The following is a 20777-nucleotide window of genomic DNA, read 5'->3' as shown; positions in this document are numbered from 1 at the left end:
TCCTTTAAACTCAGGCGTACTGCCGGGGGTTATGCATGCTCCAATATGATTGAAACCGGCAAAACGTGCGTGCACGCGAATTTTGGATATCCTGCCAAATTTTGCTTTTCTCTCAACAGAAACAATGGGATAAAGTTAATTTCTGCGGCAGCATAACCTCAATCAATGTGCTAGCGCGTTTAATGAGGTTATGTAGCCTTCCGTATAATCGCTTTTAGAATAAGTCACAAATAGTACAAACTTGAAAAAAGGGCTGAAAACCATGATAGAAATAAATTATATTTTAATAATCGCAGCTGCTTTTTTTGTAGTAGCCAGCCCCGGGCCAGCGACTCTAGCCATTGCAGGGACATCTATGAGTCAAGGGCGTTTACATGGTGCGACTTTGGCGGCCGGAACGCTAACAGGGTCTTTTTTCTGGTCTTGTTCAGCAGCATTTGGTCTTAGTGCTATTATGTATACGAATGCATGGTTATTTGAGCTGGTTAGATACGTTGGGGCATGCTACTTAATATTTTTAGCTTACAAGGCGTCTCGTTCATCCATTTATCACAAAGATATTGAAATAAATAGTATCTCTAAATCAAGCTTAATGAAAACATACCTCCGAGGTGTTGCCATTCACTTAACCAACCCGAAAGCCATTTTGTTCTTTGGGTCATTGTATTCCATTGGTATACCAGCTAATACCTCCCCACAGGACTTAATAAAAGTAATAGGTGTTGTTGGTTTAGAAAGTTTGATCATATTTCAAGGTTACGCTTATATATTCTCAATACCCAAAGTTCGTAGTACGTATCTAAAACTTCGCCGCTGGTTTGAAGCTTTTTTCGCCGTTATTTTTGGAGCGGCAGGGTTTAAGATATTAACAGCTAAGTTAGATTCATAGTTATTCTAACAAACGCAATCAGCCCGGAAAATTAATCGCTATGCGCTAAATTTTCCGCTGTTGCGGGTGTTGGGCGGAGGGCTGACATGAATCAAACAGAATATATACTGAGTGAAGAAGTTACCGGCTCTGCTCAAGAATTGCTCGGTGTCAGGTTTCACCCTGACTACATCGTGTTCATTAAATCAGGGTATGACCTCGGGGACTCTGTTCTTGAGCCACTAGAGATCGATAACCCCAAGTCTTACGTCAACATGTATGCATACTGCAAGGAAGCATGGGAGTTTTGGGGTGTCCCGAGGAGCTTACTGCCGATAGTGCATGACAACGCAGACTTCTACTGTGTCAATCAAGTAGGTGGAGTGGAGTTTTGGTCACACGATGCCCGCGCTGTAGCTGAATCTTGGTCGACGTTCGGCGATTGGGTTGCGGCTATGAAGTCAGAGGCGTGAGCATCGCCCAACAAGGCCAGGCACGGCGACGGCTTTTTCGTTGCGGCTTCGCCTCCACTACAAAGCCGCGCGTGCTGGCGCCGTTTAGGCAGCAATTGGGAGAATCATGGATAAGTATCTGAAGTATTGGAAACGCGGTTGGTGGGCATGGCTTCTGATGCTCTGCTCTAACCTCGCAATTAGCCTCCTCGTAATCCCATTGGTTTTTCTCTTCGGAGAGAACCAGATTGGCTACTGGAGTGCGCTACTCGTGGTATGGATTTTAATTGTCACCCCTTTGTCGGGCTGGCTTTTTGAGAAATTTGCAAGTAGCTCTGCAAGGATCAACGGTTCGCAAGGCGGTGACTGATACTGCCTAAAAAATCATTGAAGCCGAGGCCGCTTCGCGGTGCGGCTTAACTCATTTTTAGCCTCCAATGACCAGCATCTTACTAAAACTGATTTGCTCTATCGCCGGACTGTTCGGGGGGGGCATTCTTGCGTTCACATGGTTTGCCTTTCATCAAGACTACTTTGCATCGCTAGACAGTGGCTCCACTGCTTTAAAAATTGGTGTCACCTTCATTCGGGTAACATTCCTGCTCTTGTGTGCTTGGGCTGCATGGTGTCAGCCTTATCAAGCGGCGCCACTTTTTAATACATAGCCTCCCGTTCCTCAGTTGGCCCCTAAACCTGGGCATAGCCCCCGTCAACGAACACCTAACTCCCTGTCATAAAGCTGCTGTCCTCCGACCCTAGAAACGCTACCACCGCTGCGGTTTCTTTGGGGTCGCCCAGTCGCTCAAGCGGTATGGCTCTCTTCATCTCGCTCATGGCTTCGGAAGGGAGTAGTTCCATCACCTTGTCTGTTTGGGTCGGGCCAGGCGACATGACGTTCACGCGAATGCCCGTTCCCCTCAGGTCATGCGCCCAGCTGCGCGCCATATTGCGCACGGCCGCCTTGGAGGCGCTGTAGATGCTCATGGCCGGGGTGCCCATGCTGCCCACCGTGGACCCGGTCAGGATGATAGAGCCGCCATTGTTCATCAGGGGCAGCGCCTTCTGCACGGTGAAGAGGATGCCTTTGACGTTGATGTCGAAGATGTAGTCGTAGTGCTCGGCGGTGATCTGCCCCAGGGGTGCGAACTCGCCGACGCCCGCGTTGGCTACCAGTACGTCCAGGTGGTCTTTCTCTTTTTGCAATGTCTTGAATACGCGGTCAAGATCCTCCAGCTTCGTTACATCCGCCTGGAGACCCCGAGCGTTGGGGCCTAGTGTCACCGCCGCGTTGTCGAGGACGTCCTGGCGTCGTCCGACAATGAAGACGAAGGCGCCTTCGTCGATGAGGCGTTGGGCCGAGGCCAGGCCGATGCCGCTGGCGCCGCCGGTGATGAGTGCGATTTTGCCGTTTAGCCGATTCATGTTGGGGTTTCCGTGTGTGTGTTGACTCGATTCGCTTTAACGATATATAAACCACTTACTAATGTTCAAGTATGCACCTTTTGGTAAGTAGGATTATGGCAAACGAAAACTCAGAAAACCCACGCTTTATTTGCGGCCTGCATGCCACGCTGCACGTAATGACCGGGAAGTGGAAACCGTTGATTTTGTTCTTTTTAAACAAGGGCCCGACGCGTTACGGCGAGCTCAAGCGAAGCGTTCGGGGGGTAAGTGACAAAATGTTGATCCAGCAGTTGAAAGAGCTGGAGTCCGACGGCATCGTCAAGCGAACCGACTATGGGGAGATTCCGCTGCGCGTCGACTACTCGCTGACGCCCTTCGGGGAAGGTTTGGTGCGAGCCATGGAGCCGCTTTGCCGCTGGGGTGACGCGCACGAAGAGCACATTGCCGCAGCGATGGACCGCCGCCAAGCCAGCCGGTAAGAGATAGATGCCCCTAGTGGCCGTTTCGCAGATGCCTGGCGCCAAACCATCGGTCGCGCATATCTAAACCTATGACTTTGATGTCTAAGGCGCTACGTTGGCCTTAATAAAACGCTAACCCATTGTCTCATTCAGCCTGATTCATTAGCCTCGGGTATTTCTGCCAAGTAGTTAAGCCAGCTCTGGATGCCCAGCCCGCCGAGGTGCTGGTCGATGCGCTTCCTCACGTTATTTAACAAGCGAGTGCCTAATCATCCGAGACCATACACCTAATTGAACTGAAACTTAATTATATTTGGCAAGAAATTTTCTTCTTTTAGTTTTGATAAGACGTGGAGTAAATCTTTTTTTTCCTCTTTTCTTATCAAAAAAAATAAAAATTCATCGCCGTTAGTATCAACCTCAATAAGCTGGTGTGAAAGGTATTGTAAAGCCTTTTTTAAAGCGAATTTTTGTTCAGCGATGTCGTTGTGAACGTCAAAGGTATTGTCAGAAAGAGAGATGGAGTGTGTTGTTAATAATTGGCTGATTTGATGCTTGCAAGATTCAATATCTTTCCAGTCAACCCAGACAGCACATCCTCTCTTCATCAAATTTTCCATGACGAAGTAGAAAAATAAATCTTTGCTGTATTTGTCGTCCTCCTCATTCCAAAAAGAGTTCGATTGATGAAAGCCTTCTGTGAAAACTTCCCAAAAGCTTTTTTGGTAGTTTAGGGAATAGGGGGTCACCAGTTTGATGAGTTGCTGATAATTACTGAAATCGAAGCTGCTAATTTTTGCAATAAAACGATTTTGTCTACGTTGTCGATTTCTTATAGCTTTCTTTTGCTCTGATGCAATATTTCTGGCTTCTTCAGGGATTATTGATACCGCCCAATTAAATATGTTCCAGAAGTTATCATGAAAATCTGGATGCTGCACAATAGACTCCCATTTTGTACCATGCTCGCCCCAGCCTTGGAATAAATCAACATGGAAAAAGTCATGAGTGTCTTTATGTATTAAATAACCTTCTCGTAATTTCTCCGAGCGATGATGTTTCATGTAATAGAGGCTGATCCATCCCGCTGACATATCAATTAAAAGCCGCTTGTTTCCATTGCTATCCAACTTATAAAGCTGGCCTTGGTTTTTGGGCAGGAGTTTTAAAATTTCTAGGTATTTTGTTTCAATTTCTTTTAGCATATATCAACTCGTTAAGTTTTTTAAGTGATTTTAAATTATCCGATTATCATTAGAAATTAAGGCTAGCGTAGGCAACGAAGACCGCAAGACTGCGACGCTTTCTAACGTTGATTGGATGAATCTGTATCAATGTAATTCAATGTCTCAACTAATAATATCTCAGGTTGGATTAATTGACGACACCGCTGGCAACATGAGGTGTCTGTAAATTTTTAGCAGCTAAGCCTGTGGGGCATGTTGGCGGGCCGAGCGCCGGTGCGCCAGCACGCACTGCGCCACGATTAACGGCTTTCTTAAAGCCAGCACCAGATCATGGCGGAGGCTGAAGAGCTTGGCTTGAACTTCCAAGGGGGCTGGAGCGCCGGGCGACCAATACCTTTGATGCCCACCGTGGGCTTGCGTGGGCTGCCACCCAATACCGCGAGAAGCCGTTGCAGCTCGCCCTGTTCGATGCCTATTTCGGCGAGGCGAAAAATCCGGCATACCCTCAGGTGCTACTTAATAAGGCCGTTGAGGTGTGGCTTGGCGGTGACGAAGCCGAGGCCATCGCCCGCTCTGATGAACACGCAGACGAGGTGCGCGCGGCAGAGCAGACATTCATATAGGCAGGCGTCACCGTCGTGCCAGGCTTCATCCTCGACGGACGCTACCTGATTTCCGGCGCCCAACCGGCCGATGTGCTGCTTGATGCTCTGCCTCAGGCGGCCGAGGAAAACGCTAACTGATAATGCTACCAAGGAATTGAAGTGAAAAGGGGGCAGAAAGTCACTCGTAAACCAAGGTTAGACTTTTAAAAAATTACAATATAGCGGTGGTTTAAATGAAGTAGACAGTGCTAATCAGGGGCCAAGGTATGTTCAATTCAGCGTGTCTCTTCTTTTCCTTTTAGTTGATGTGAGAGAGATCGGGGTCGAAGATCAGCGACTGATGCGCCGCACCGCCGGCTATGACGCCCGCTGCTGCAGCAAGGGTCGCGTTTGGCATTGGGCTTGCGAGGTCACCGGCGGCGAAAACGCCTGGGACCGTCGTTGTCTGCATCTCGTTGACGTCGAGATATGGGCCGGTCGGCCCGTCCTTGGCCGCGCAGCCCAGTTGTTCTGCGATATCGCTGGCAAGGGTGGTTTGGGGGACAAGAAACAACCCCGCCAGCGGGATTTCACGCCCGTCGGCAAGCTTCGCGGCGGTGAGCGCGGGCGCCAGTCCGAGCAGACCCGTAATCGGCGTTGTCTCGATTTTTACACCTCGTGCGGAAAGTGCCTGATGTTGTTCCGGCGTCGGCGTGATGGCGCCTTGAGTGAATAATGTCGTTGGGCCCCAATCGGGAAGCAGCATCGCCTGGTGTATCGCCATGTCGTTTCTCGCCAACACTCCCACAGGTTGTTGGTTCAATTCGTAACCGTGGCAATACGGGCAGTGCAACACCGTCGCCCCCCAGCGCTCTGAGAGGCCCGGTAGGCCGGGCAGGGTGTCTCGAACACCATAAGCCAGGATCAGTCGGCGCGACACGATATTGCCTGCCTCCCTCAGCGAGACCCTGAACCCACCATCCTGTTGATATGCCGCTACGGCCTCGTCATCCACGACGCTTACGGTTGGATACGCGCTTAACTCGTTGCGCAACGCCTCCTTGATCTGTGCCGGGCGCCGGCCGTCTTGGCCCGGAAACCCGTGCGAAGACATTGCAAATCGATTGCGCGGCGCGCCGTCGTCGATAATTAATACGCTGCGGCGGGCGCGGGCCAACTGCATGGCTGCCGACAGCCCCGCAAAGCTGCCCCCGATGATGATCACCTCATGATCCATGATAACCCCTGCCTTTATGCTTAACGAAACATATAGAGTTACATGAAGAGGCGGCCAAGGCAATACATGAAACTTTATTTATTACGTGATGCCTGCTAGGGTCCTGGCTTTACAGATAACGAACGTGAAATGGATACCACCTATGCCTCGCGATCTTCGCATGTCCCGCCTATTGCACGTGCTGATTCACATGGACCGCCATGTGCATCGTGCGACGTCGGATGATATATCCAGGATGATCGCTACCAACCCCGTGGTGGTGCGTCGGATGATGAGCGGGCTGCGTGAGCGCGGGATTGTCACGTCGGAGAAGGGGCATGGGGGTGGCTGGAAACTGGTACAGCCGCTTTCAGAGATCACGTTGGGCACCATTTATGAAGCAGCAGGTGCGCCGTCTATATTCAATATCGGACCCAAGGCCGAGCCGGCCGAATGCCTGGTCGAACAGGCGGTGGATGCCCAGTTGAACACCACGCTGCAGGCAGCTGAAGCTAGCCTACTAGCACAATTCTCGAAGATAAGCGTTGAAGACCTGGCAAAGGATTTTGAGCGCCGCACTGCCGAACAGCAGCAGACATCATGACGCGCCTGTGACACCTGCCCCTATACCGGGCGTGGCTGTGGGGCAGGGCGGAAAGACCGCTGCGATCCCGGTTGTGCCCGCCTGGCCAGCACCTTATGTGCTTTGGAAAAAAATGAAAAAGTGGCTACTCATACTGCTTGCTTCGCTGTCGCTGCCCGCCGTGGCGGACGACGAGACGCTTGATTGCAATAACATAATGAACACGCTCGAGACCAATCGGTGCGCGGCTATCGAGTTAGAGGCCGCCGAAGACGTACTTACCCGCTATCTGGAAACGAGCGTTGAACTTAACGCGGCTGACCCGGAGCTGGTCGATGCTATCAGGGTGGCTCAAAAGCAGTGGCAGGCGTATGCCAATGCCCACTGCGGCGCTGTCTATACGCAGTGGCGCGACGGGACCATTCGCGGCGTCATGGGCATTACCTGCAGTACCCGTTTAACGAAACAGCGAACGCACGACATCTGGCAGGACTTTCTGACCTATATGGACAGTACGCCGCCGGTGTTACCGGAACCCGCTATCGAGTAACGCCTTGATCCTTTCCATAACCTTCTAATCGATGTCTTGCTCGCCCAGGCCTGCCTTCGCCATAAAGGCGCGGGCGTTTACTGCCTTGCCCGTCTAAACGATGATCGCACCGAGTAGCGTCGCCTTGACGCCTGCCATGTTGTTGGCATTAGCGCAGATGGAAGGGCAGGGTTCGAGCCAAGTAGCTATCGCCTCAAAGCCAATCTTCTACTCGAAGCCCAGGCACGCGATTAAACTCACGAACGTTATTGGTGACCAGAATCAACCCTCTTGAGCGAGCATGCCCGGCAATCATCTGATCATAGGGGCCGATGGGGGTGCCCGCTTTGGCCAGCTCGCTTCGTAGCTCTCCGCTGTGGTAGGCGGCGCCAGGGTCGTAGTCGAGTACTTCCAGTCGGGCGGAAAATCCTTCTATCACACTTAATTTTTTCTCGGGAGAAGCGGATTTTTCAGCACCGTACACCAATTCCATTAGTGTCACGGTACTGATGCAAATCTGCTCGCTATGCTGATTGAAGGTCTCGCGAACATGAGCCGGTTTATGTTTGATGGTAAAAATGCAGGTATTCGTATCGAGCATGTACTTAAGCATCAAAACGCCTCGCGTTCCTGCTCAACGGGCTGCTCGCGTTCACCCATAAAGTCTGTGGTGACGCTTGGGCCGTCGAACCAGCTGTCCCACGCTTCACCTGCGGGCGTAATCAAGCGCGCGCGACCCACTGCAATCACATCAACACGTGTAACGCCCTCCGGTAGCGCGAGCGATTTAGGCATGCGCACCGCTTGGCTACGATTACTTTTAAACACTGCTGCTTTTTCCATGGCCGCCTCCTTTTCAGTACTGTCGTTACTTGCTATATGCACGTAGCATGATTTCTATAGTTTGATCGCATTTTGGGATATGTCAAAGGGATATACAGTATGCAAAAAGTAAGAATCGACCTGGTGTCCGACGTCGCCTGCCCGTGGTGCGCCATCGGCTACCGGCGCCTGGAACAAGCGCTCGAAATCTTGAAAGGTGAGATCGACGTTGAGCTTCACTGGCAGCCCTTTGAACTCAACCGGGACATGCCGCCCGAAGGCGAGCCCATTCTGGAGCACCTGTGCCGCAAGTACGGCAAGGATGCGGCCACCATGGAACAGTCCCAGCGTGAGATCATGGCAGTGGCCGAAGAGCTCGGCTTGAATTTCCGTGGCGCCGTTGAGCGCCGGGCGAATAATACCTTCGATGCGCACCGTGTACTTGCCTGGGCGGCCACGCAGAACCTGGAAACGCCCCTGCAACTGGCCCTGTTCGAGGCCTACTTTGGCGAGGCCAAAAATCCGGCAGACCCGGAGGTGCTACGCGAGAAGGCGATCGAGGTGGGGCTTGATGGCGATGCCGCCGAAGCCATCGCCCGGTCGGATCAGTACGCGGATGAAGTTCGCGCGGCCGAACAGAGGTTCATGGATGCGGGAGTAAGTGCGGTACCGGGCATCATCCTCGACGGCCGCTACCTGATTTCCGGCGCCCAGCCCGCGGATGTGCTGGTCGATGCGCTGCGTCAGGTGGCCGAGGAAAACGCTAACCGCTAATGTATATCGACCAGCCGGGCTTTGCTTGACCATGTAGGCGCGGACGGGGCGATAGTGTTGGGCGATCTTTATGGCACTACGAGCAGCAGAGCAAACAGACCTCGCAAAGGTTTTAACCTGGCCCGCCACGGAGCAAGCATTTCTTATGTGGGCAGGGCCCGCGGTGCGTTACCCGGCAACGCCCGCCAGCGCGTGGGCTGATATCGAGGCCTCCGAGCAAAACGCTTACGTCCTTCTGGGTGTTGAAGGCCAACTGGTGGCGTTTGGTCAAATGCTGCAACGTGAAGGCGGCGTTATCCACTTGGCGCGGCTGGTGGTCGATCCGGCTTCGAGGGGGCAGGGCGTGGGTAGAGCGCTTTGCGTGGCGCTGATGGAAGAGGCCGCATCAAAGCAACAGGTCAGTGCGTTTACGCTCAAGGTGTTTGAGTCGAACAAGCCCGCTTTCCACCTGTATCAGTCGTTGGGTTTCGAGTTCAACGGCAGAGCGGAGTCCGGCGCGGTGGCCATGATCAAAAGAGTAGCGCGCGGTTGATGAGAGGATAAAAGCGGAGCGCCGAAGCGCCCCGCTTTTAAGCCTTACTCGCTCAGGCCCACCTTCTCCATAAACGCCCGCGCATGCACGTCCACCGCCTTGATGGCGCTGACGACCTGCTGCGGCGTGAGTTCGTACGCCAGGTTGTGGCTCGATTCGCCTTCTTTCAGCGCGGCCTCGGCGACGCGGAACAAATCATCGTCGCTGGCTTCGTCGAGCTTGAGCGCCTTCAGCGTCACCGGCAGGCCCAGCGCCAGGTACAGGTCCAGGTACTCTTCCAGTTCTGCTTGCGGGGTCTGGTCGAGAATCAACTGCGCCATGGTGCCGTAGGCGACTTTTTCGCCGTGGGTCAGGTCGTGGATCTCGCCGTGCAGGGCGGTGAAGCCGTTGTGGATGGCGTGGGCGCCTGCCAGGCCGCCGCTTTCGAAACCGAGACCGCTGAGCAGGGTGTTGGCTTCGACCACGGCTTCGAACGAGGGCGTGACGATCTGCGCCTGATTCGCCTGGTAGGCGAGCATGGCGTGCTCGAAGAGGATCTCTTCGCACTTCTCGCCAATGGTCGCGCCCAGAAGCGTGGACTTGCCGCCGGCCATGTTGTTGGCGTTGGCACGAATGGCGGCGCGCGCCTCGACCCAGGTGGCCAGCGCATCGGCAATGCCGGAGGCCAGAAAGCGCGGCGGCGCCTTGCAGATAATGCCGGTATCCACCAGCACCAGGTTGGGGTTCTTGTCGTAGAAGCGGTAGGAGTCGAATTCGCCTTCATCGTTGTAGATGACTGAGAGCGCGCTGGTCGGCGCATCGGTGGACGCCGTGGTCGGTAGCACCGCGCAGGCGGCTTTGAGCTCATCGGCCACGCCCTTGGCGGTGTCGATCGTCTTGCCGCCGCCGAAGCCGATGACGACTTGCGCTTGTTGCTGGCGGCCCAGCTCACTGATCCGCTCGATCTCGCGCGTGGAGGCCTCACCTTCGAACACGACACGCTCGAAACTCACGCCTTCGTTTTCCAGGCTCTCGCTTAATTGCTTACCGGCAATTTTCCAGACCACGTCGTCGGCGATGAGTAGGGCTTTTTTGCCCAAGGCCGCGACATAATGGCCGGCGCGGGCCGTTACACCTTCACCCTGAACGTAGCGGGCCGGGCTGATGAAGACTTTCTCGTTGGTCGCTTCCATGGTGAATAGTCCTGTACGTAGAGTGAGTTGCATGATCAGTGTAATCGTCTGTGACAGTGATGTACCCACTTCGTTTCGATTCAAAACCTATAGATTGACGCGGGTCATTTCATGGCGAATGGGCAGGCTCCAGGATAAGCTCGCTTTATTAAATTTAGGTAAAGAGACGATGAATAAATACACACAGATTGCACGAAAGCCGGTCTATCAATATCGCTCCGGCGCGGCACTCAAAAGCAGCATAACCAGCAAATGAACGTCGTGATCTCGCTATGGGAGCGCGGGGACCTGCTGGCTTAAACGCCGTGGTGCTTTAATAAGAGCCGTTCGATCTCACAATTAGCCGGTAAAAGGTGGCGCTTGGGAAAACGAAAAGTGAAGGACATTCTGTGTTGCTTGGGCTGCCGAGGAAGTGCAGCCTGGGTACTGCCGTGGACGTTTAAAAACATCGTCATTATATTGCTGCGGTGGGCGCTTTTGGTCGGTGGATTCGGTACGTTAATGCTGCAGGTATCCAATACTCTTTTATATGTTCTGGGGTTAGTGCTTTTATTTACCCTCTTTGACCAGACCAAAAGGTTCTATAGAACACGACTGGTTTGCAAGCGTTGTGGGGCGCCCATTACTGACGAAAAATTGGCGTGGTCGCGGTACCGGCGTTTCCCTGGTTTGCTGAAAAACATTCCCTGTTGGCGGCGCATTCACGTCGCCATTGATACGGGTATCGTTGCAGGATTGATGCCTGCCAAATGGTTAAGAAAGATCAGGATCTCTCATCACCAGTTCCTGGCGGCGGGCTTTGAGAATAATGACGAAGCAAGAGCGGTTCGCCACCTTGAAGTGCTGGAAACGCTGGAAGGTGAAAGAGGCCTTATCGATCTAGGGTCCAGGTACCTGGATGGGATAGGGGTGAAGGAGGACCATGAAAGAGCCTACCAATGTTTCGAGAAAGCGGCGGCCTTGAACGGCAAGTGGTTGATGTATGCAGAGTTCAATCTTGGTTGTATGCACATGGCGGGGCAGTTCGTTCCAGTGAACGATGTAAAGGCCGGCCAGTACTTCGAGAAAGCAGCCAATAAAGGACATCCGGCCGCCCAGTATAATTGGGGATTGGCCTTGATCGATGGCTGGGCGGGCTACGAAGATTATGCGGCGGGGGCCGAATGGCTCGAGAAAGCGGCCGCTTCCGGTATACCTGAGGCTCAGGACACTCTGGCAATGTTCGAGAACGCTAACCATCACACGGGATCACCATGAACCTGCTTTTTCTTGGCACCTCTGCCGGCGTCCCCACCAAACAGCGCAACGTCTCCGCCGTTGCGCTTTGCGAGCGTAAGGGCAAGGGCTGGTATCTGATCGACTGCGGCGAGGGCACCCAGCAGCAGATCCTTTACACCCGGCTTTCCCTGAATGCGCTGCGCGCTATATTGATTACCCACGTGCACGGCGACCACTGCTACGGGCCACCGGGACTTTTGGCGAGCGCGGCGATGAACGGCCGCCAGGCGCCGCTCACCGTGGTGGCGCCCGCCAGCATCCAGGCGTGGATGAAGGCAACTTTCGAGGCCACGTCGCTCTCGCTGCCTTTTGCCGTGACGTTCATCGACGCCGACGCGCTGCCAAACGTCGAGTTCGAGAACATGGCGGTGGCCACCTCACGGCTTTCTCACGGCGTGGCTTCTTACGCCTACAGCTTTACCGAAAAGCCCAAGCAGGATTTGAACGTCGAAGCATTGACCGCGCGGGGTATTCCGCGTGGCCCGCTGTGGGGCCAAATTCAGCATGGCGTGGATATCGAGTGGGGCGGCGAGACGCTGAAAAGCGCAGATTACCGGGTGTTCAAAAACCCGCCCGGCAAGATAGTGATCGCCGGTGATAACGACAGCCCCGAGCTTCTCACAGAAGCGTGCGCGGATGCCCAGGTGCTGGTGCACGAAGCCACTTATACTGCCGCGATGGCCGAAAAAGCGAGTGAGGTAGGGCATAGCTACGCGCAACAGGTGGCCGCGTTGGTCGAGGCGGCGGCGCTGCCTAATTTGGTGCTGACGCACTTTAGCCCGCGCTACCAGTCGCATACTCAAGCCTCGTCTTCGATCGAGGAGATCCGCGAGGAGGCTAAGAGCGCTTACGCCGGCACGCTCTATCTGGCTAGGGATTTTCTCGAGCTTGAGTTGGATAAAGAGGGCCGCTTGTCTGAAGTGTTTAACGGATAAACTTTCGAAAGCACTCGAGTTGCGGGTAACTATTTATACCGGATAGACTCCCGACTGTAAGTCGGAACAATATCCCTCCCTAGGCTGAACGAGCAGGTAGTCCTTTTTTCTGCCAGCCAATTCAAGCCGAAGTTCTCACCGCTATCTACTCGTGGCAAGTATTCGCCATCTTAATGGATTAAGATAGTGTCTCCATCCATTGCGTGATCTTCAAATATTCTGCTTAGCGTCTAAATGGTCGTTAACATGGCATGGGCGTCCTGCTGTCAGTGAAGGCGAGCGTTATCGCCCGATAGCTCTAATAACCCCGGCGCGTTGAGCAACGGGTAAAACCGTTGCTCAACGCGCCGGGTTTCGTTTTCCTTGCGACCTTTGAAAGGTTTTAGTCCGTTCGCCGACTATATTGAATTAAAAGCGGAGCAGTAATTCACAGGTAACGCAGATGGAGTTATATTCTGCTGCCAACATTCCCTGATGCTGCTCACCCCCTATTCCCACGGATACAAGCTCTATAGACGACTCACCCCCTTTCACTTCTCCACCAATTATCAATATTTCGTTAGCATGGCTCTCTAATTGATGGCCATCCGTAAAACAGGTTTGGACTAGGCTTCCAATACCCAATATTTGTGCGGTATCTATCCCGTAACGGTTTGCAATAGATGCTATCGCTTCACTAAGATCCTGATTTGGTCGCAGAGTCAACAATAGCGCATTGGGCTTGGTTGAAGAGGAAGAGCTCTGGTAAGGTGAAAAAAGGGAAAATCGAGTCTCTTCATCGGCAGTGACGGCTAAAAAAGCACCTTCTATCGCTATGCAAGATACTTGCACGTTATCAGCCAATACAGAAGAAGGTGACAATAAATGTCCTACCGCGACCTGTTCATCTCCTTGCTGCCATACGCCATGGCCATGGAGAAAAAGTTCTTCGTCACGTAGACCTACATGAATACCTGCTAACAGTATTTGAGCTGGTGCCGATAAGCGACGTGTTTCGCTATACCACGCTGCGTGTTGTCCACTCGGGTCATCGCCCGGAATAACATACTCGAGCGCTTCCATATCGGCGCCCTGTACCGTTATGTACGCTGATAAGATGGACTGTGCTTTCAAGGCTTGAACAATTGCATCATGAAGTGTTTGTCCGCCTTCAAGTGTGATTAATTTTTCTTCAGCATAGCAAGGTTGTACCTGATAACGGTTTGTATCAGGCGTACCCGGGTGCTGGATATAACCGGTCTTCGGTGTAGGGGTAGAAGATGAACTCATGGCGCCTCCTGTAATTCGCCACGCTCTATCAATATTTCACGAATCAGTTTTTTCGTTATTTTCCCGTAGGCCGTTTTGGGCATTTCGTTCCAGAGCACGAAGCTTTTGGGGACTTTATAACGGGCGATACGCTCATTCAGCCATGCGTTTAGGGAGGTTGCATCCAGTTGCTGGTCCGGGTAAAGCACACAAACGGCCATTCCCACTTCACCCCAGACTGGGTCAGGCACTCCCAGTACGGCGGTTTCAGAAATCGCAGGATGACTGAGCAGCTTTTCTTCGATTTCTCGTGGGTAAATATTGGAGCCCCCCGATATATACATATCGGAAACCCGACCCGTTAAGTAAAAGAAGCCTTCCTCATCCATATGGCCTAGATCGCCGGTCAAAAACCAGCCGTTTCGAAAACTCTTCTGGTTGGCCTCATCGTTATTGTAGTAGCCGGCAAAGACCGCAGGGCCGATCACGGCGATTTCTCCCGTTTCTCCTGCGGCGACTTCAATACCGTCGCTATCTTGAATTTGGACCTGTACCCCGGTACGTGAAAAGCCACAGCTTCCAATTTTCATGCTGTCATCATCGAGGTGATGGAAGGCCGGAGGCAATACCGTGATATTGCCTGTCACCTCTCCAAGCCCGAAGTACTGGACGAGAACTGATCCCAGAGTTTCTAAAGCTTTTGTTTGATCCGCTCGATACATGGGAGCGCCTGCGTAGATGACATAGCGCAAAGAGGAGTGATCGTGCCGCTTTACACTTTCATGCTCGATGAGCATTTTGACAATGGTGGGCACAGTAAAGAGATTAGTTACTTTCCATTTCTCAACGAGCCCCCAAATGACCTCCGGGTCAAATTTTTCATCAGCCGGAAGTATGGTTTTAACGCCGTGCGCTACTTGGGCAAGTTGATGTACGCCCGCGCCGTGTGATAGCGGCGCGACGACTATAGAGGCGTCAGAGGAGCTTGTTCCCGGCATCAGGTCACATAAGTGATTGGTGACAACGAAGGCCATTTGGCCATGGGTAAGCACCGCTGCCTTGGGGCGTCCGGTGGTGCCAGAGGTGAAGAAAAACCACGCCGGATCATCTCGGTCAACTTCGGCGGTCGCTATCTGATTGCCTGAAAAACGCTCGACAAGTGTTTCGTAATCGACACCGAAATTACTTTCTCCAATCGAGACAGTCACATCAATGATGGGAGCGCATGCGGCGGCATGATCAGTGAAGCTGGCGCCACACAGTAGGCCTTTCGCTCCGGAGGATTCGGCTAAATAAGCGACTTCGTCAGGCGACTGGCGGTAGTTGGTGGGAACCCATACGGCGCCTATTCTCCAGCATGCGAACATCGCTTCGAACATTTGATGGCAATTGGAGGATTGCACCAGTAGTCGATCCCCTTTTTTCAGCCCCATTTCATGGCCGAGCGCATACGCAAACGCTTGTGAGCGCTCCTCTATCTCTTTCCATGTCCAGGTTTTTTCACCCCATACGAAGCCAATTTCATCGGAGAAGCGGCGTGAACTCTCGGTCAGAAAGTGGGACAGGTTCATCACCCGAGTAGAAACAGGCCTCAAGCTCTCGTGGATATTAAGACTCATTTCACACGCTCCAGAATAGAAACGTAATTGGTGACCGCCGCGCCTCCCATATTGAAGACACCTGCCAGTTCCGCATTCGGTATTTGCATCTGGTTGGCTTCCCCCATCAACTGCATGGCAGCCATTACATGCATGGAAACGCCGGTGGCGCCGATAGGATGACCTTTGGATTTCAATCCGCCTGACGGGTTAACGGGCAAGGCGCCATCCTTGCGCGTGATGCCTTCCTGAATGACGCGGTGGCCGCTACCCTTTTCGGCAAGACCCATGGCTTCGTACTCAAGCAACTCCGCAATGGTGAAACAGTCATGTGTCTCCACGAGGGATAAATCCATGATATTCAAGCCGGCGTTTTCCAGTGCTCCTTGCCAGGCAATCGATGCCCCGCGAAACTCCAATACGTCTCGTCTTGAAAGCGCCATCAAGTCGTTGGCCTGCGTTCGTGCTCGAAAGGCGATGGCACGCTTTAATTGCGAGGCTGTTTCTGCATCGGCAATGATCATGGCCGCTGCGCCATCTGAGATGAGAGAGCAGTCCGTACGGCGCAAAGGGCCTGCTACTGTGGGGTTGCGTTCTGAAATAGTCGTACAGAAGTCGACGCCGAGATCTTTTTGCATCTGTGCATAAGGGTTGAACACACCGTTTGCGTGATTCTTCGCAGCAATCATGCCCAGTTCGTAAGAATGGTCTCCGTAGGTTTGGAAGTAGCGTTCAGCGATCTTGCCGAATACGCCTGCAAAGCCCCCGTCGATGTTGGCTTCTTCGCGATGATAGCTAGCGCTTAGGAGAATGTTTCCTACCTCTGCAGTAGGCGTTGCCGTCATTTTTTCTGCGCCGATGACCAAGGCGATACGACCACGTCCCGATTCAATGAAATCGAGCGCTCCATGCAACGCTGCGCTCCCTGTTGCACAGGCATTCTCGTACCGCGTTGCGGGTGTGTGCGCGAAGCGCTCATCGCCCATTGCTACAAGAGCTGCCTGGAAGTCCTGGGACGAAAACCCGTTGTTGTAAACGCCCACGAAAATGCCGTCGATCGCATCGTGGCTGACGCCTGCATGAACGAGCGCATCCTGGACCACGCTTTGCATGAGCGCTTGGGTATCGGGTTCGGGCGATTTTCCAAAAGGGGAGTGCGCCCAGCCGACGATCTGTGCTTTTGTCATTATTTGCTCCTGATGGTTGTATTTAGAATTTCTTGTATTCAAAAAAATCTTTGGCCAACTCCGTTTCGATCGCGGTGGCCGCCTCTCGTAGTGAGGGGATCAGTAGCTGTGTTCTACGTGGTTCCTGCATTCGATTTTCAATTGCTGCAATAGAGAGCGAGCCGACTAGAACGCCATCTGGCCAATGAAGAGCGATACCGATCCCCCAGGAATCGGGAAAGATCAGGCCAGAATTAAGCGCATAGCCTTGCTGTCGTGTTTCTCGTATAAGTTTTTGGATTTGATCGACGGATAGTTGAGAAAAGTCGTTTTCAAGAGTCGGTCGCTGTGCCTCCAGAACTTTTTGAATTTCAAGGTCAGGCAGCGTAGCCAGCATAGCCAGAGAACCTGCTCCAATTCCTAGCGGGTGATACGAGCCCTGGAGCAGTGCATGTGTGCGAATGGGATAGGCTCCATCCTCACGCTGCAGGCAGAGCGAAAGATGACCTCGCCTAATAGATAAGCAGGCTGCGTCTTGAGTTTTTTGAGCCAGCCAGGAAACGCTGCATCCTGCCAAGCGAGTAAGGTTGTGCTGTTCAGCGGCCCGCTGGCCTAGTAGAAAGGCTTCTGGCCCCAGTTGATAGCGCTGCGTGGAGTGAGACTGCTCAACCATGCCTGCATTGATAAGCGCTATCAAAAGCCGTCGAGTGGTTGGTTTATTCAAACCACTGTATTGCGTCAGTTCGGATAGAGATGCTCCCTCGCCTGCATGTCGGCCTATCTGACTCAAGAGAGTCATGGCGCGATCAACGCTTTGAGCCCCTGCCGTGGAATGACCAATATCAAATGCCTTGGCTTTGTATTCCATATTATGGACCATAGTTGAGTTTCTTTTTATCTTGTTAGATCTTATTTTGCAGATACTTTGACTTTTTGGAATAGTTTTGGCAAATTTTTATCGTCGTATATATAAATTAAGGTCCATATTATGGATCAATAACAATGAAGTGCTTCAGCACGCATACGCCACAAGGAATACAACACAATGAAATATTATGGTTTTCAAAAAGCTGTATGGCTCGCCTCGGTGACAAGCGCTTTGCTTGTGGGTACCGCTTCTGCCGAAACGCTGCGCCTCTCCCACAATACGGGTAACTCCACCTCTTGGCACTTGGGAGCGGAGCGCTTCGCTGAATTACTGGATGAGTCTTCTGATGGTGAGTTAGGTGTACGTGTTTTCCCTAACGCGCAGCTATCGGGTGGTGATCAGATGCGTCAAGCGGAAATGGTCGGGCGCGGAGCTCTTGATTTACTGATCACCTCAGCTATCAATGTCACTCCCTTGGTACCAGAGATGGCCGTTTTTTCGTTGCCCTACCTCTATGCCAATTATGATGAAGTCGATGCAACCATTCAGGGAGAACCCGTTGAGCTGCTTGAGACCATTCTCGAGGAGCGTGGCATTGTAGTGCTTGCGTGGGGTGAAAATGGTTTCAGAGAATTGACCAATAGCGTTCGCCCTGTACGAACGCCCGAGGATATTCGTGGCCTGAATATACGGGTGGCCGGCCCCATGTATGTTGACGTCATGAATGCCTTGGGCGCTAATCCACAACAAATGCAGTGGACAGAGACCATGACAGCCATGCAGCAAGGTGTCGTCGACGGACAAGAGAACCCCGTTGGTGCGGTCATTATTCCCCAGCAGATATATGAAGTGCAGGATTACCTGACCACTTGGCATTATTCCTATGATCCGATTTTTCTTGGAATGTCCAAGCAGCGTTGGGATGGGTTTGATGAGCAAGAACAAACAATGATCAAGCAGGCTGCAGATCAGGCGATGGCTTACCAAATAGAGATCACTCGAGAAAATACTGCTAAAGGACTGGATTTCCTTCGACAACAAGGTATGCAAATCACGGAGCTTACTGATGATGAAATCAGTGCCTTTCGAGATAAGACTCAACCTGCTTTCGATAAATGGTCAGAAATGATTGGCTCTGAAATAATTTCTACTTTTTTCGATGCCATCGAGGAAAGCGGCCGATAATTTCATTTGTTTCGTGTTTGATTTTAATGGAGCTTCAATATTTTTGAAGCTCCATTAATAAATATATGAGGTGTCTCAAATGAAATTTTTATTGAGAGAGGCAGAAAAGATAATTTGCGCAGTTCTTTTTTTGGCCATGACGTTGCTGGGTTTTGCTAATGTTATAGTTCGTTATGGGACTAACTATTCTTTAGCGGCTACCGAAGAGCTGCTAACTAATGGGTTCTTGATCCTCACTGTTTTTGGGGCTGCAATTGCTGCCAGAAGAGGTGAGCACTTGGCTGTCTCAATTCTTTATGACTTGCTTCCCGCTCTCTTGCGAAAGTGTCTTTTAGTAGTTTCAGGTGGTCTTTCACTTGTTTTGCTTATATTGTCAGCTTATTTCTCGTGGGAGGTGTTTACGAATCAGCTAGCATCAGGTATGCGTTCTTATGGGTTGGGATTGCCGGCCTGGTACTATCACATAGCCGTTCCCTTTGGTTTTGCCCTGATTATTATTCGTTATCTACAGAGCATGTGGGATGAATTAAAAAACCGTAGGGGTGCCACTATGGAGAATGGTAATGATTGATGTCTTCGAAAACCTCTCGTCTGGTTCGCAGATGATATTGGTTTTTTTTGTGCTATTGTTTTTACGTGTTCCTGTGGCTTTTTCTTTAGGCCTCTCTGCTCTTTATGCGATGTGGCATATTGGATTTGGGCTGGATCTGGCTGGCGACTTGATAGCTACTGGAGTCACCAAATTCTCGTTACTTGCTATTCCTTTCTTTATCTTGGCCGGCACTTTAATGGGAAGGTTGGGTATTGCTGAAAGGATGATACGTTTCTTTCAAGTACTCGTGGGCGGCTTGCCTGGAGGAATGGGTGTTGTAGGTACGGTGGTGTGCCTTTTCTGGGGGGCGGTAAGTGGTTCCGGGCCAGCCTCTGTGGCTGCGATAGGGCCCATGATCATTAAAGGAATGGAAGAAGACGGGTATCGCCGTGCTTGTGCCGCGGGCTTGGTATGTACTGGTGCAGCTCTTTCCATTGTTATACCCCCTTCAATTGGGTTGGTGATTTATGGAGTCATTTCCGAAACTTCAATTTCGAAATTATTTATAGCAGCCGTCATCCCGGGGTTATTGATGGGGGCGATGATGTTGCTAATCCTGCCTTTAGGCCGTGAAAAAAAAGGGGCCGGTTTCAATAACCTGGAGTCATATGCAACGTCTGTATTGGGGGCTTCTGTTCCTAATGGAACGTACAAACATCGTCTATGGGTAGCGTTTCGCCAATCGTTCTGGGGACTTCTAACACCGGTAGTCATTTTAGGTGGTATCTACTCAGGTGCCTTCACGCCGACTGAAGCCGCGCTAGTTGCAACTGTTTATGCAATTTTGGTGGGGGCGCTGGCATATCGCACACTTACTTTGAAAAGATTGTACGAGGCATTGAGCGATGCGGCTTCATCTTCATCCGTTGTTATGTTGGTGGTTGCTTATGCTGGCTTATTTGGTTGGGTTGTTACGGTAGATGATCTTGTTGGCTCATATTCCAGCTTGCTACTAGATATAAGTAGTAAAGAATGGGTTGTACTACTCGTCATCATGCTGATCTTATTAGTTGTGGGCATGTTCATGGATGCAGTAACTGTGATGTTCATATCTTTGCCCATCTTTATGCCAATTGTTCATGAAATGGGGTGGGATCCAGTCTGGTTTGGAGTCCTTTTAATGATCAATCTCTCGATTGGCCTTATTACGCCGCCGGTGGGGATTAATCTCTATGTCGCAGCGAATGTCTCAAAACTTTCGATCGAGGAAGTGGCGAAAGGTGCTTTACCGTTTGTGCTTGCTTGCTTGTTGGGGCTTGTGATAGTTGCGGCTTTTCCTTCTCTATCTCTTATTTTGATTGATTTATTTCGTTAATTAATTTG

24 protein-coding genes are annotated in these 20777 nt (G+C 51.8%); 14 read left to right on the top strand and 10 right to left on the bottom strand.

Going from position 1 to position 20777, the window contains the following annotated elements; all coding sequences use genetic code 11:
- Positions 1–241: 241 nt before the first annotated feature.
- The 3 genes from ACWHRL_RS13805 (at position 242) to ACWHRL_RS13795 (ending at position 1690) form a co-directional block, all read left to right on the top strand.
- The gene (locus tag ACWHRL_RS13805; RefSeq protein WP_447894113.1) at positions 242–889 is read left to right on the top strand and encodes a LysE family translocator; all 648 of its coding nucleotides are present in this window, start codon (positions 242–244) and stop codon (positions 887–889) included.
- Between the two features lie 86 nt (positions 890–975).
- Positions 976–1341, top strand: coding sequence for an SMI1/KNR4 family protein (locus ACWHRL_RS13800; protein ID WP_447894112.1), 366 nt, complete (start codon positions 976–978; stop codon positions 1339–1341).
- A 106-nt stretch (positions 1342–1447) separates the two neighbouring features.
- A complete protein-coding gene (locus ACWHRL_RS13795; protein WP_447894111.1) occupies positions 1448–1690 on the top strand; it encodes a hypothetical protein in 243 nt (80 codons plus the stop codon).
- 350 nt (positions 1691–2040) lie between these two features.
- Here the strand turns inward: ACWHRL_RS13795 and ACWHRL_RS13790 are convergent, their stop codons facing one another.
- The gene (locus tag ACWHRL_RS13790) at positions 2041–2742 is read right to left on the bottom strand and encodes an SDR family NAD(P)-dependent oxidoreductase (RefSeq protein WP_447894109.1); all 702 of its coding nucleotides are present in this window, start codon (positions 2740–2742) and stop codon (positions 2041–2043) included.
- Positions 2743–2837: 95 nt separating this feature from the next.
- Between ACWHRL_RS13790 and ACWHRL_RS13785 the strand changes: the two genes are divergently transcribed.
- A complete protein-coding gene (locus ACWHRL_RS13785; RefSeq protein ID WP_447894108.1) occupies positions 2838–3203 on the top strand; it encodes a winged helix-turn-helix transcriptional regulator in 366 nt (121 codons plus the stop codon).
- Between the two features lie 269 nt (positions 3204–3472).
- On the opposite strand, the gene ACWHRL_RS13780 is transcribed toward ACWHRL_RS13785, so the two are convergent.
- Entirely contained in the window at positions 3473–4390 is a 918-nt protein-coding gene (locus ACWHRL_RS13780) for a DUF6630 family protein (protein WP_447894107.1), read from the bottom strand.
- Positions 4391–4743: 353 nt separating this feature from the next.
- On the opposite strand from ACWHRL_RS13780, the gene ACWHRL_RS13775 reads away from it, so the two are divergent.
- Entirely contained in the window at positions 4744–4995 is a 252-nt protein-coding gene (locus ACWHRL_RS13775; protein WP_447896181.1) for a DsbA family protein, read from the top strand.
- Positions 4996–5275: 280 nt separating this feature from the next.
- Here ACWHRL_RS13775 and ACWHRL_RS13770 read toward each other — a convergent pair whose 3' ends face one another.
- On the bottom strand, positions 5276–6193 hold the full coding sequence (locus ACWHRL_RS13770) for an NAD(P)/FAD-dependent oxidoreductase (protein WP_447894106.1): 918 nt from the start codon (positions 6191–6193) through the stop codon (positions 5276–5278).
- Positions 6194–6335: 142 nt separating this feature from the next.
- Here ACWHRL_RS13770 and ACWHRL_RS13765 point away from each other — a divergent pair, with 142 nt between their 5' ends.
- Both ACWHRL_RS13765 and ACWHRL_RS13760 read left to right on the top strand, forming a co-directional pair.
- Entirely contained in the window at positions 6336–6776 is a 441-nt protein-coding gene (locus tag ACWHRL_RS13765; RefSeq protein WP_447894105.1) for an RrF2 family transcriptional regulator, read from the top strand.
- A gap of 112 nt (positions 6777–6888) precedes the next feature.
- Entirely contained in the window at positions 6889–7305 is a 417-nt protein-coding gene (locus ACWHRL_RS13760; RefSeq protein WP_447894104.1) for a lysozyme inhibitor LprI family protein, read from the top strand.
- Between the two features lie 193 nt (positions 7306–7498).
- Here ACWHRL_RS13760 and vapC read toward each other — a convergent pair whose 3' ends face one another.
- Together vapC and vapB are read right to left on the bottom strand one after the other, a co-directional pair.
- A complete protein-coding gene (gene vapC, locus ACWHRL_RS13755; RefSeq protein ID WP_447894103.1) occupies positions 7499–7897 on the bottom strand; it encodes a type II toxin-antitoxin system tRNA(fMet)-specific endonuclease VapC in 399 nt (132 codons plus the stop codon).
- The gene (vapB, locus tag ACWHRL_RS13750; RefSeq protein WP_447894102.1) at positions 7897–8127 is read right to left on the bottom strand and encodes a type II toxin-antitoxin system VapB family antitoxin; all 231 of its coding nucleotides are present in this window, start codon (positions 8125–8127) and stop codon (positions 7897–7899) included. The genes vapC and vapB overlap by 1 nt, the downstream gene beginning before the upstream one ends.
- 99 nt (positions 8128–8226) lie before the next feature.
- Between vapB and ACWHRL_RS13745 the strand changes: the two genes are divergently transcribed.
- On the top strand, positions 8227–8880 hold the full coding sequence (locus ACWHRL_RS13745) for a DsbA family oxidoreductase (RefSeq protein WP_447894101.1): 654 nt from the start codon (positions 8227–8229) through the stop codon (positions 8878–8880).
- A 70-nt stretch (positions 8881–8950) separates the two neighbouring features.
- Entirely contained in the window at positions 8951–9412 is a 462-nt protein-coding gene (locus ACWHRL_RS13740) for a GNAT family N-acetyltransferase (protein WP_447894100.1), read from the top strand.
- A gap of 44 nt (positions 9413–9456) precedes the next feature.
- Here the strand turns inward: ACWHRL_RS13740 and ACWHRL_RS13735 are convergent, their stop codons facing one another.
- The gene (locus tag ACWHRL_RS13735; protein ID WP_447894099.1) at positions 9457–10584 is read right to left on the bottom strand and encodes a glycerol dehydrogenase; all 1128 of its coding nucleotides are present in this window, start codon (positions 10582–10584) and stop codon (positions 9457–9459) included.
- Positions 10585–10959: 375 nt separating this feature from the next.
- Between ACWHRL_RS13735 and ACWHRL_RS13730 the strand changes: the two genes are divergently transcribed.
- Entirely contained in the window at positions 10960–11841 is an 882-nt protein-coding gene (locus ACWHRL_RS13730) for a tetratricopeptide repeat protein (protein ID WP_447894098.1), read from the top strand.
- The gene (locus ACWHRL_RS13725; protein ID WP_447894097.1) at positions 11838–12797 is read left to right on the top strand and encodes a ribonuclease Z; all 960 of its coding nucleotides are present in this window, start codon (positions 11838–11840) and stop codon (positions 12795–12797) included. The genes ACWHRL_RS13730 and ACWHRL_RS13725 overlap by 4 nt, the downstream gene beginning before the upstream one ends.
- A 408-nt stretch (positions 12798–13205) precedes the next feature.
- On the opposite strand, the gene ACWHRL_RS13720 is transcribed toward ACWHRL_RS13725, so the two are convergent.
- The 4 genes from ACWHRL_RS13720 to ACWHRL_RS13705 are packed head-to-tail and all read right to left on the bottom strand — an operon-like array spanning position 13206 to position 17677.
- The gene (locus tag ACWHRL_RS13720; protein WP_447894096.1) at positions 13206–14066 is read right to left on the bottom strand and encodes a hypothetical protein; all 861 of its coding nucleotides are present in this window, start codon (positions 14064–14066) and stop codon (positions 13206–13208) included.
- Positions 14063–15664: an acyl-CoA synthetase gene (locus ACWHRL_RS13715; RefSeq protein ID WP_447894095.1), complete on the bottom strand. Its 1602-nt coding sequence runs from the start codon at positions 15662–15664 to the stop codon at positions 14063–14065. The genes ACWHRL_RS13720 and ACWHRL_RS13715 overlap by 4 nt, the downstream gene beginning before the upstream one ends.
- On the bottom strand, positions 15661–16830 hold the full coding sequence (locus ACWHRL_RS13710) for an acetyl-CoA acetyltransferase (protein WP_447894094.1): 1170 nt from the start codon (positions 16828–16830) through the stop codon (positions 15661–15663). The genes ACWHRL_RS13715 and ACWHRL_RS13710 overlap by 4 nt, the downstream gene beginning before the upstream one ends.
- Before the next feature lie 22 nt (positions 16831–16852).
- Positions 16853–17677: an IclR family transcriptional regulator gene (locus ACWHRL_RS13705; protein ID WP_447894093.1), complete on the bottom strand. Its 825-nt coding sequence runs from the start codon at positions 17675–17677 to the stop codon at positions 16853–16855.
- Positions 17678–17854: 177 nt separating this feature from the next.
- Here ACWHRL_RS13705 and ACWHRL_RS13700 point away from each other — a divergent pair, with 177 nt between their 5' ends.
- From ACWHRL_RS13700 to ACWHRL_RS13690, 3 genes are all read left to right on the top strand, one after another.
- The gene (locus ACWHRL_RS13700; protein WP_447894092.1) at positions 17855–18862 is read left to right on the top strand and encodes a DctP family TRAP transporter solute-binding subunit; all 1008 of its coding nucleotides are present in this window, start codon (positions 17855–17857) and stop codon (positions 18860–18862) included.
- Between the two features lie 79 nt (positions 18863–18941).
- Positions 18942–19433, top strand: coding sequence for a TRAP transporter small permease (locus tag ACWHRL_RS13695; RefSeq protein ID WP_447894091.1), 492 nt, complete (start codon positions 18942–18944; stop codon positions 19431–19433).
- Complete coding sequence (locus tag ACWHRL_RS13690; RefSeq protein WP_447894090.1) at positions 19426–20769, top strand: TRAP transporter large permease; 1344 nt, start codon at positions 19426–19428, stop codon at positions 20767–20769. The genes ACWHRL_RS13695 and ACWHRL_RS13690 overlap by 8 nt, the downstream gene beginning before the upstream one ends.
- Positions 20770–20777 lie beyond the last annotated feature (8 nt).

Source organism: Vreelandella sp. GE22, from assembly GCF_968212445.1.
The sequence above is the reverse complement of the archived record's forward strand: the minus strand, read 5'-3'. Positions and strand labels throughout refer to the sequence as shown.

Coding starts and splice junctions, on each gene's coding strand:
- ACWHRL_RS13795 (WP_447894111.1), top strand. CDS start 1,448: ATGGATAAGTATCTGAAGTATTGGAAACGCGGTTGGTGGGCATGGCTT.
- vapC (WP_447894103.1), bottom strand. CDS start 7,897: ATGCTTAAGTACATGCTCGATACGAATACCTGCATTTTTACCATCAAA.
- ACWHRL_RS13710 (WP_447894094.1), bottom strand. CDS start 16,830: ATGACAAAAGCACAGATCGTCGGCTGGGCGCACTCCCCTTTTGGAAAA.
- ACWHRL_RS13790 (WP_447894109.1), bottom strand. CDS start 2,742: ATGAATCGGCTAAACGGCAAAATCGCACTCATCACCGGCGGCGCCAGC.
- ACWHRL_RS13800 (WP_447894112.1), top strand. CDS start 976: ATGAATCAAACAGAATATATACTGAGTGAAGAAGTTACCGGCTCTGCT.
- ACWHRL_RS13720 (WP_447894096.1), bottom strand. CDS start 14,066: ATGAGTTCATCTTCTACCCCTACACCGAAGACCGGTTATATCCAGCAC.
- ACWHRL_RS13715 (WP_447894095.1), bottom strand. CDS start 15,664: ATGAGTCTTAATATCCACGAGAGCTTGAGGCCTGTTTCTACTCGGGTG.
- ACWHRL_RS13690 (WP_447894090.1), top strand. CDS start 19,426: ATGATTGATGTCTTCGAAAACCTCTCGTCTGGTTCGCAGATGATATTG.
- ACWHRL_RS13765 (WP_447894105.1), top strand. CDS start 6,336: ATGCCTCGCGATCTTCGCATGTCCCGCCTATTGCACGTGCTGATTCAC.
- ACWHRL_RS13700 (WP_447894092.1), top strand. CDS start 17,855: ATGAAATATTATGGTTTTCAAAAAGCTGTATGGCTCGCCTCGGTGACA.
- ACWHRL_RS13760 (WP_447894104.1), top strand. CDS start 6,889: ATGAAAAAGTGGCTACTCATACTGCTTGCTTCGCTGTCGCTGCCCGCC.
- ACWHRL_RS13725 (WP_447894097.1), top strand. CDS start 11,838: ATGAACCTGCTTTTTCTTGGCACCTCTGCCGGCGTCCCCACCAAACAG.
- ACWHRL_RS13745 (WP_447894101.1), top strand. CDS start 8,227: ATGCAAAAAGTAAGAATCGACCTGGTGTCCGACGTCGCCTGCCCGTGG.
- ACWHRL_RS13770 (WP_447894106.1), bottom strand. CDS start 6,193: ATGGATCATGAGGTGATCATCATCGGGGGCAGCTTTGCGGGGCTGTCG.
- ACWHRL_RS13785 (WP_447894108.1), top strand. CDS start 2,838: ATGGCAAACGAAAACTCAGAAAACCCACGCTTTATTTGCGGCCTGCAT.
- ACWHRL_RS13705 (WP_447894093.1), bottom strand. CDS start 17,677: ATGGAATACAAAGCCAAGGCATTTGATATTGGTCATTCCACGGCAGGG.
- ACWHRL_RS13740 (WP_447894100.1), top strand. CDS start 8,951: ATGGCACTACGAGCAGCAGAGCAAACAGACCTCGCAAAGGTTTTAACC.
- ACWHRL_RS13780 (WP_447894107.1), bottom strand. CDS start 4,390: ATGCTAAAAGAAATTGAAACAAAATACCTAGAAATTTTAAAACTCCTG.
- vapB (WP_447894102.1), bottom strand. CDS start 8,127: ATGGAAAAAGCAGCAGTGTTTAAAAGTAATCGTAGCCAAGCGGTGCGC.
- ACWHRL_RS13695 (WP_447894091.1), top strand. CDS start 18,942: ATGAAATTTTTATTGAGAGAGGCAGAAAAGATAATTTGCGCAGTTCTT.
- ACWHRL_RS13735 (WP_447894099.1), bottom strand. CDS start 10,584: ATGGAAGCGACCAACGAGAAAGTCTTCATCAGCCCGGCCCGCTACGTT.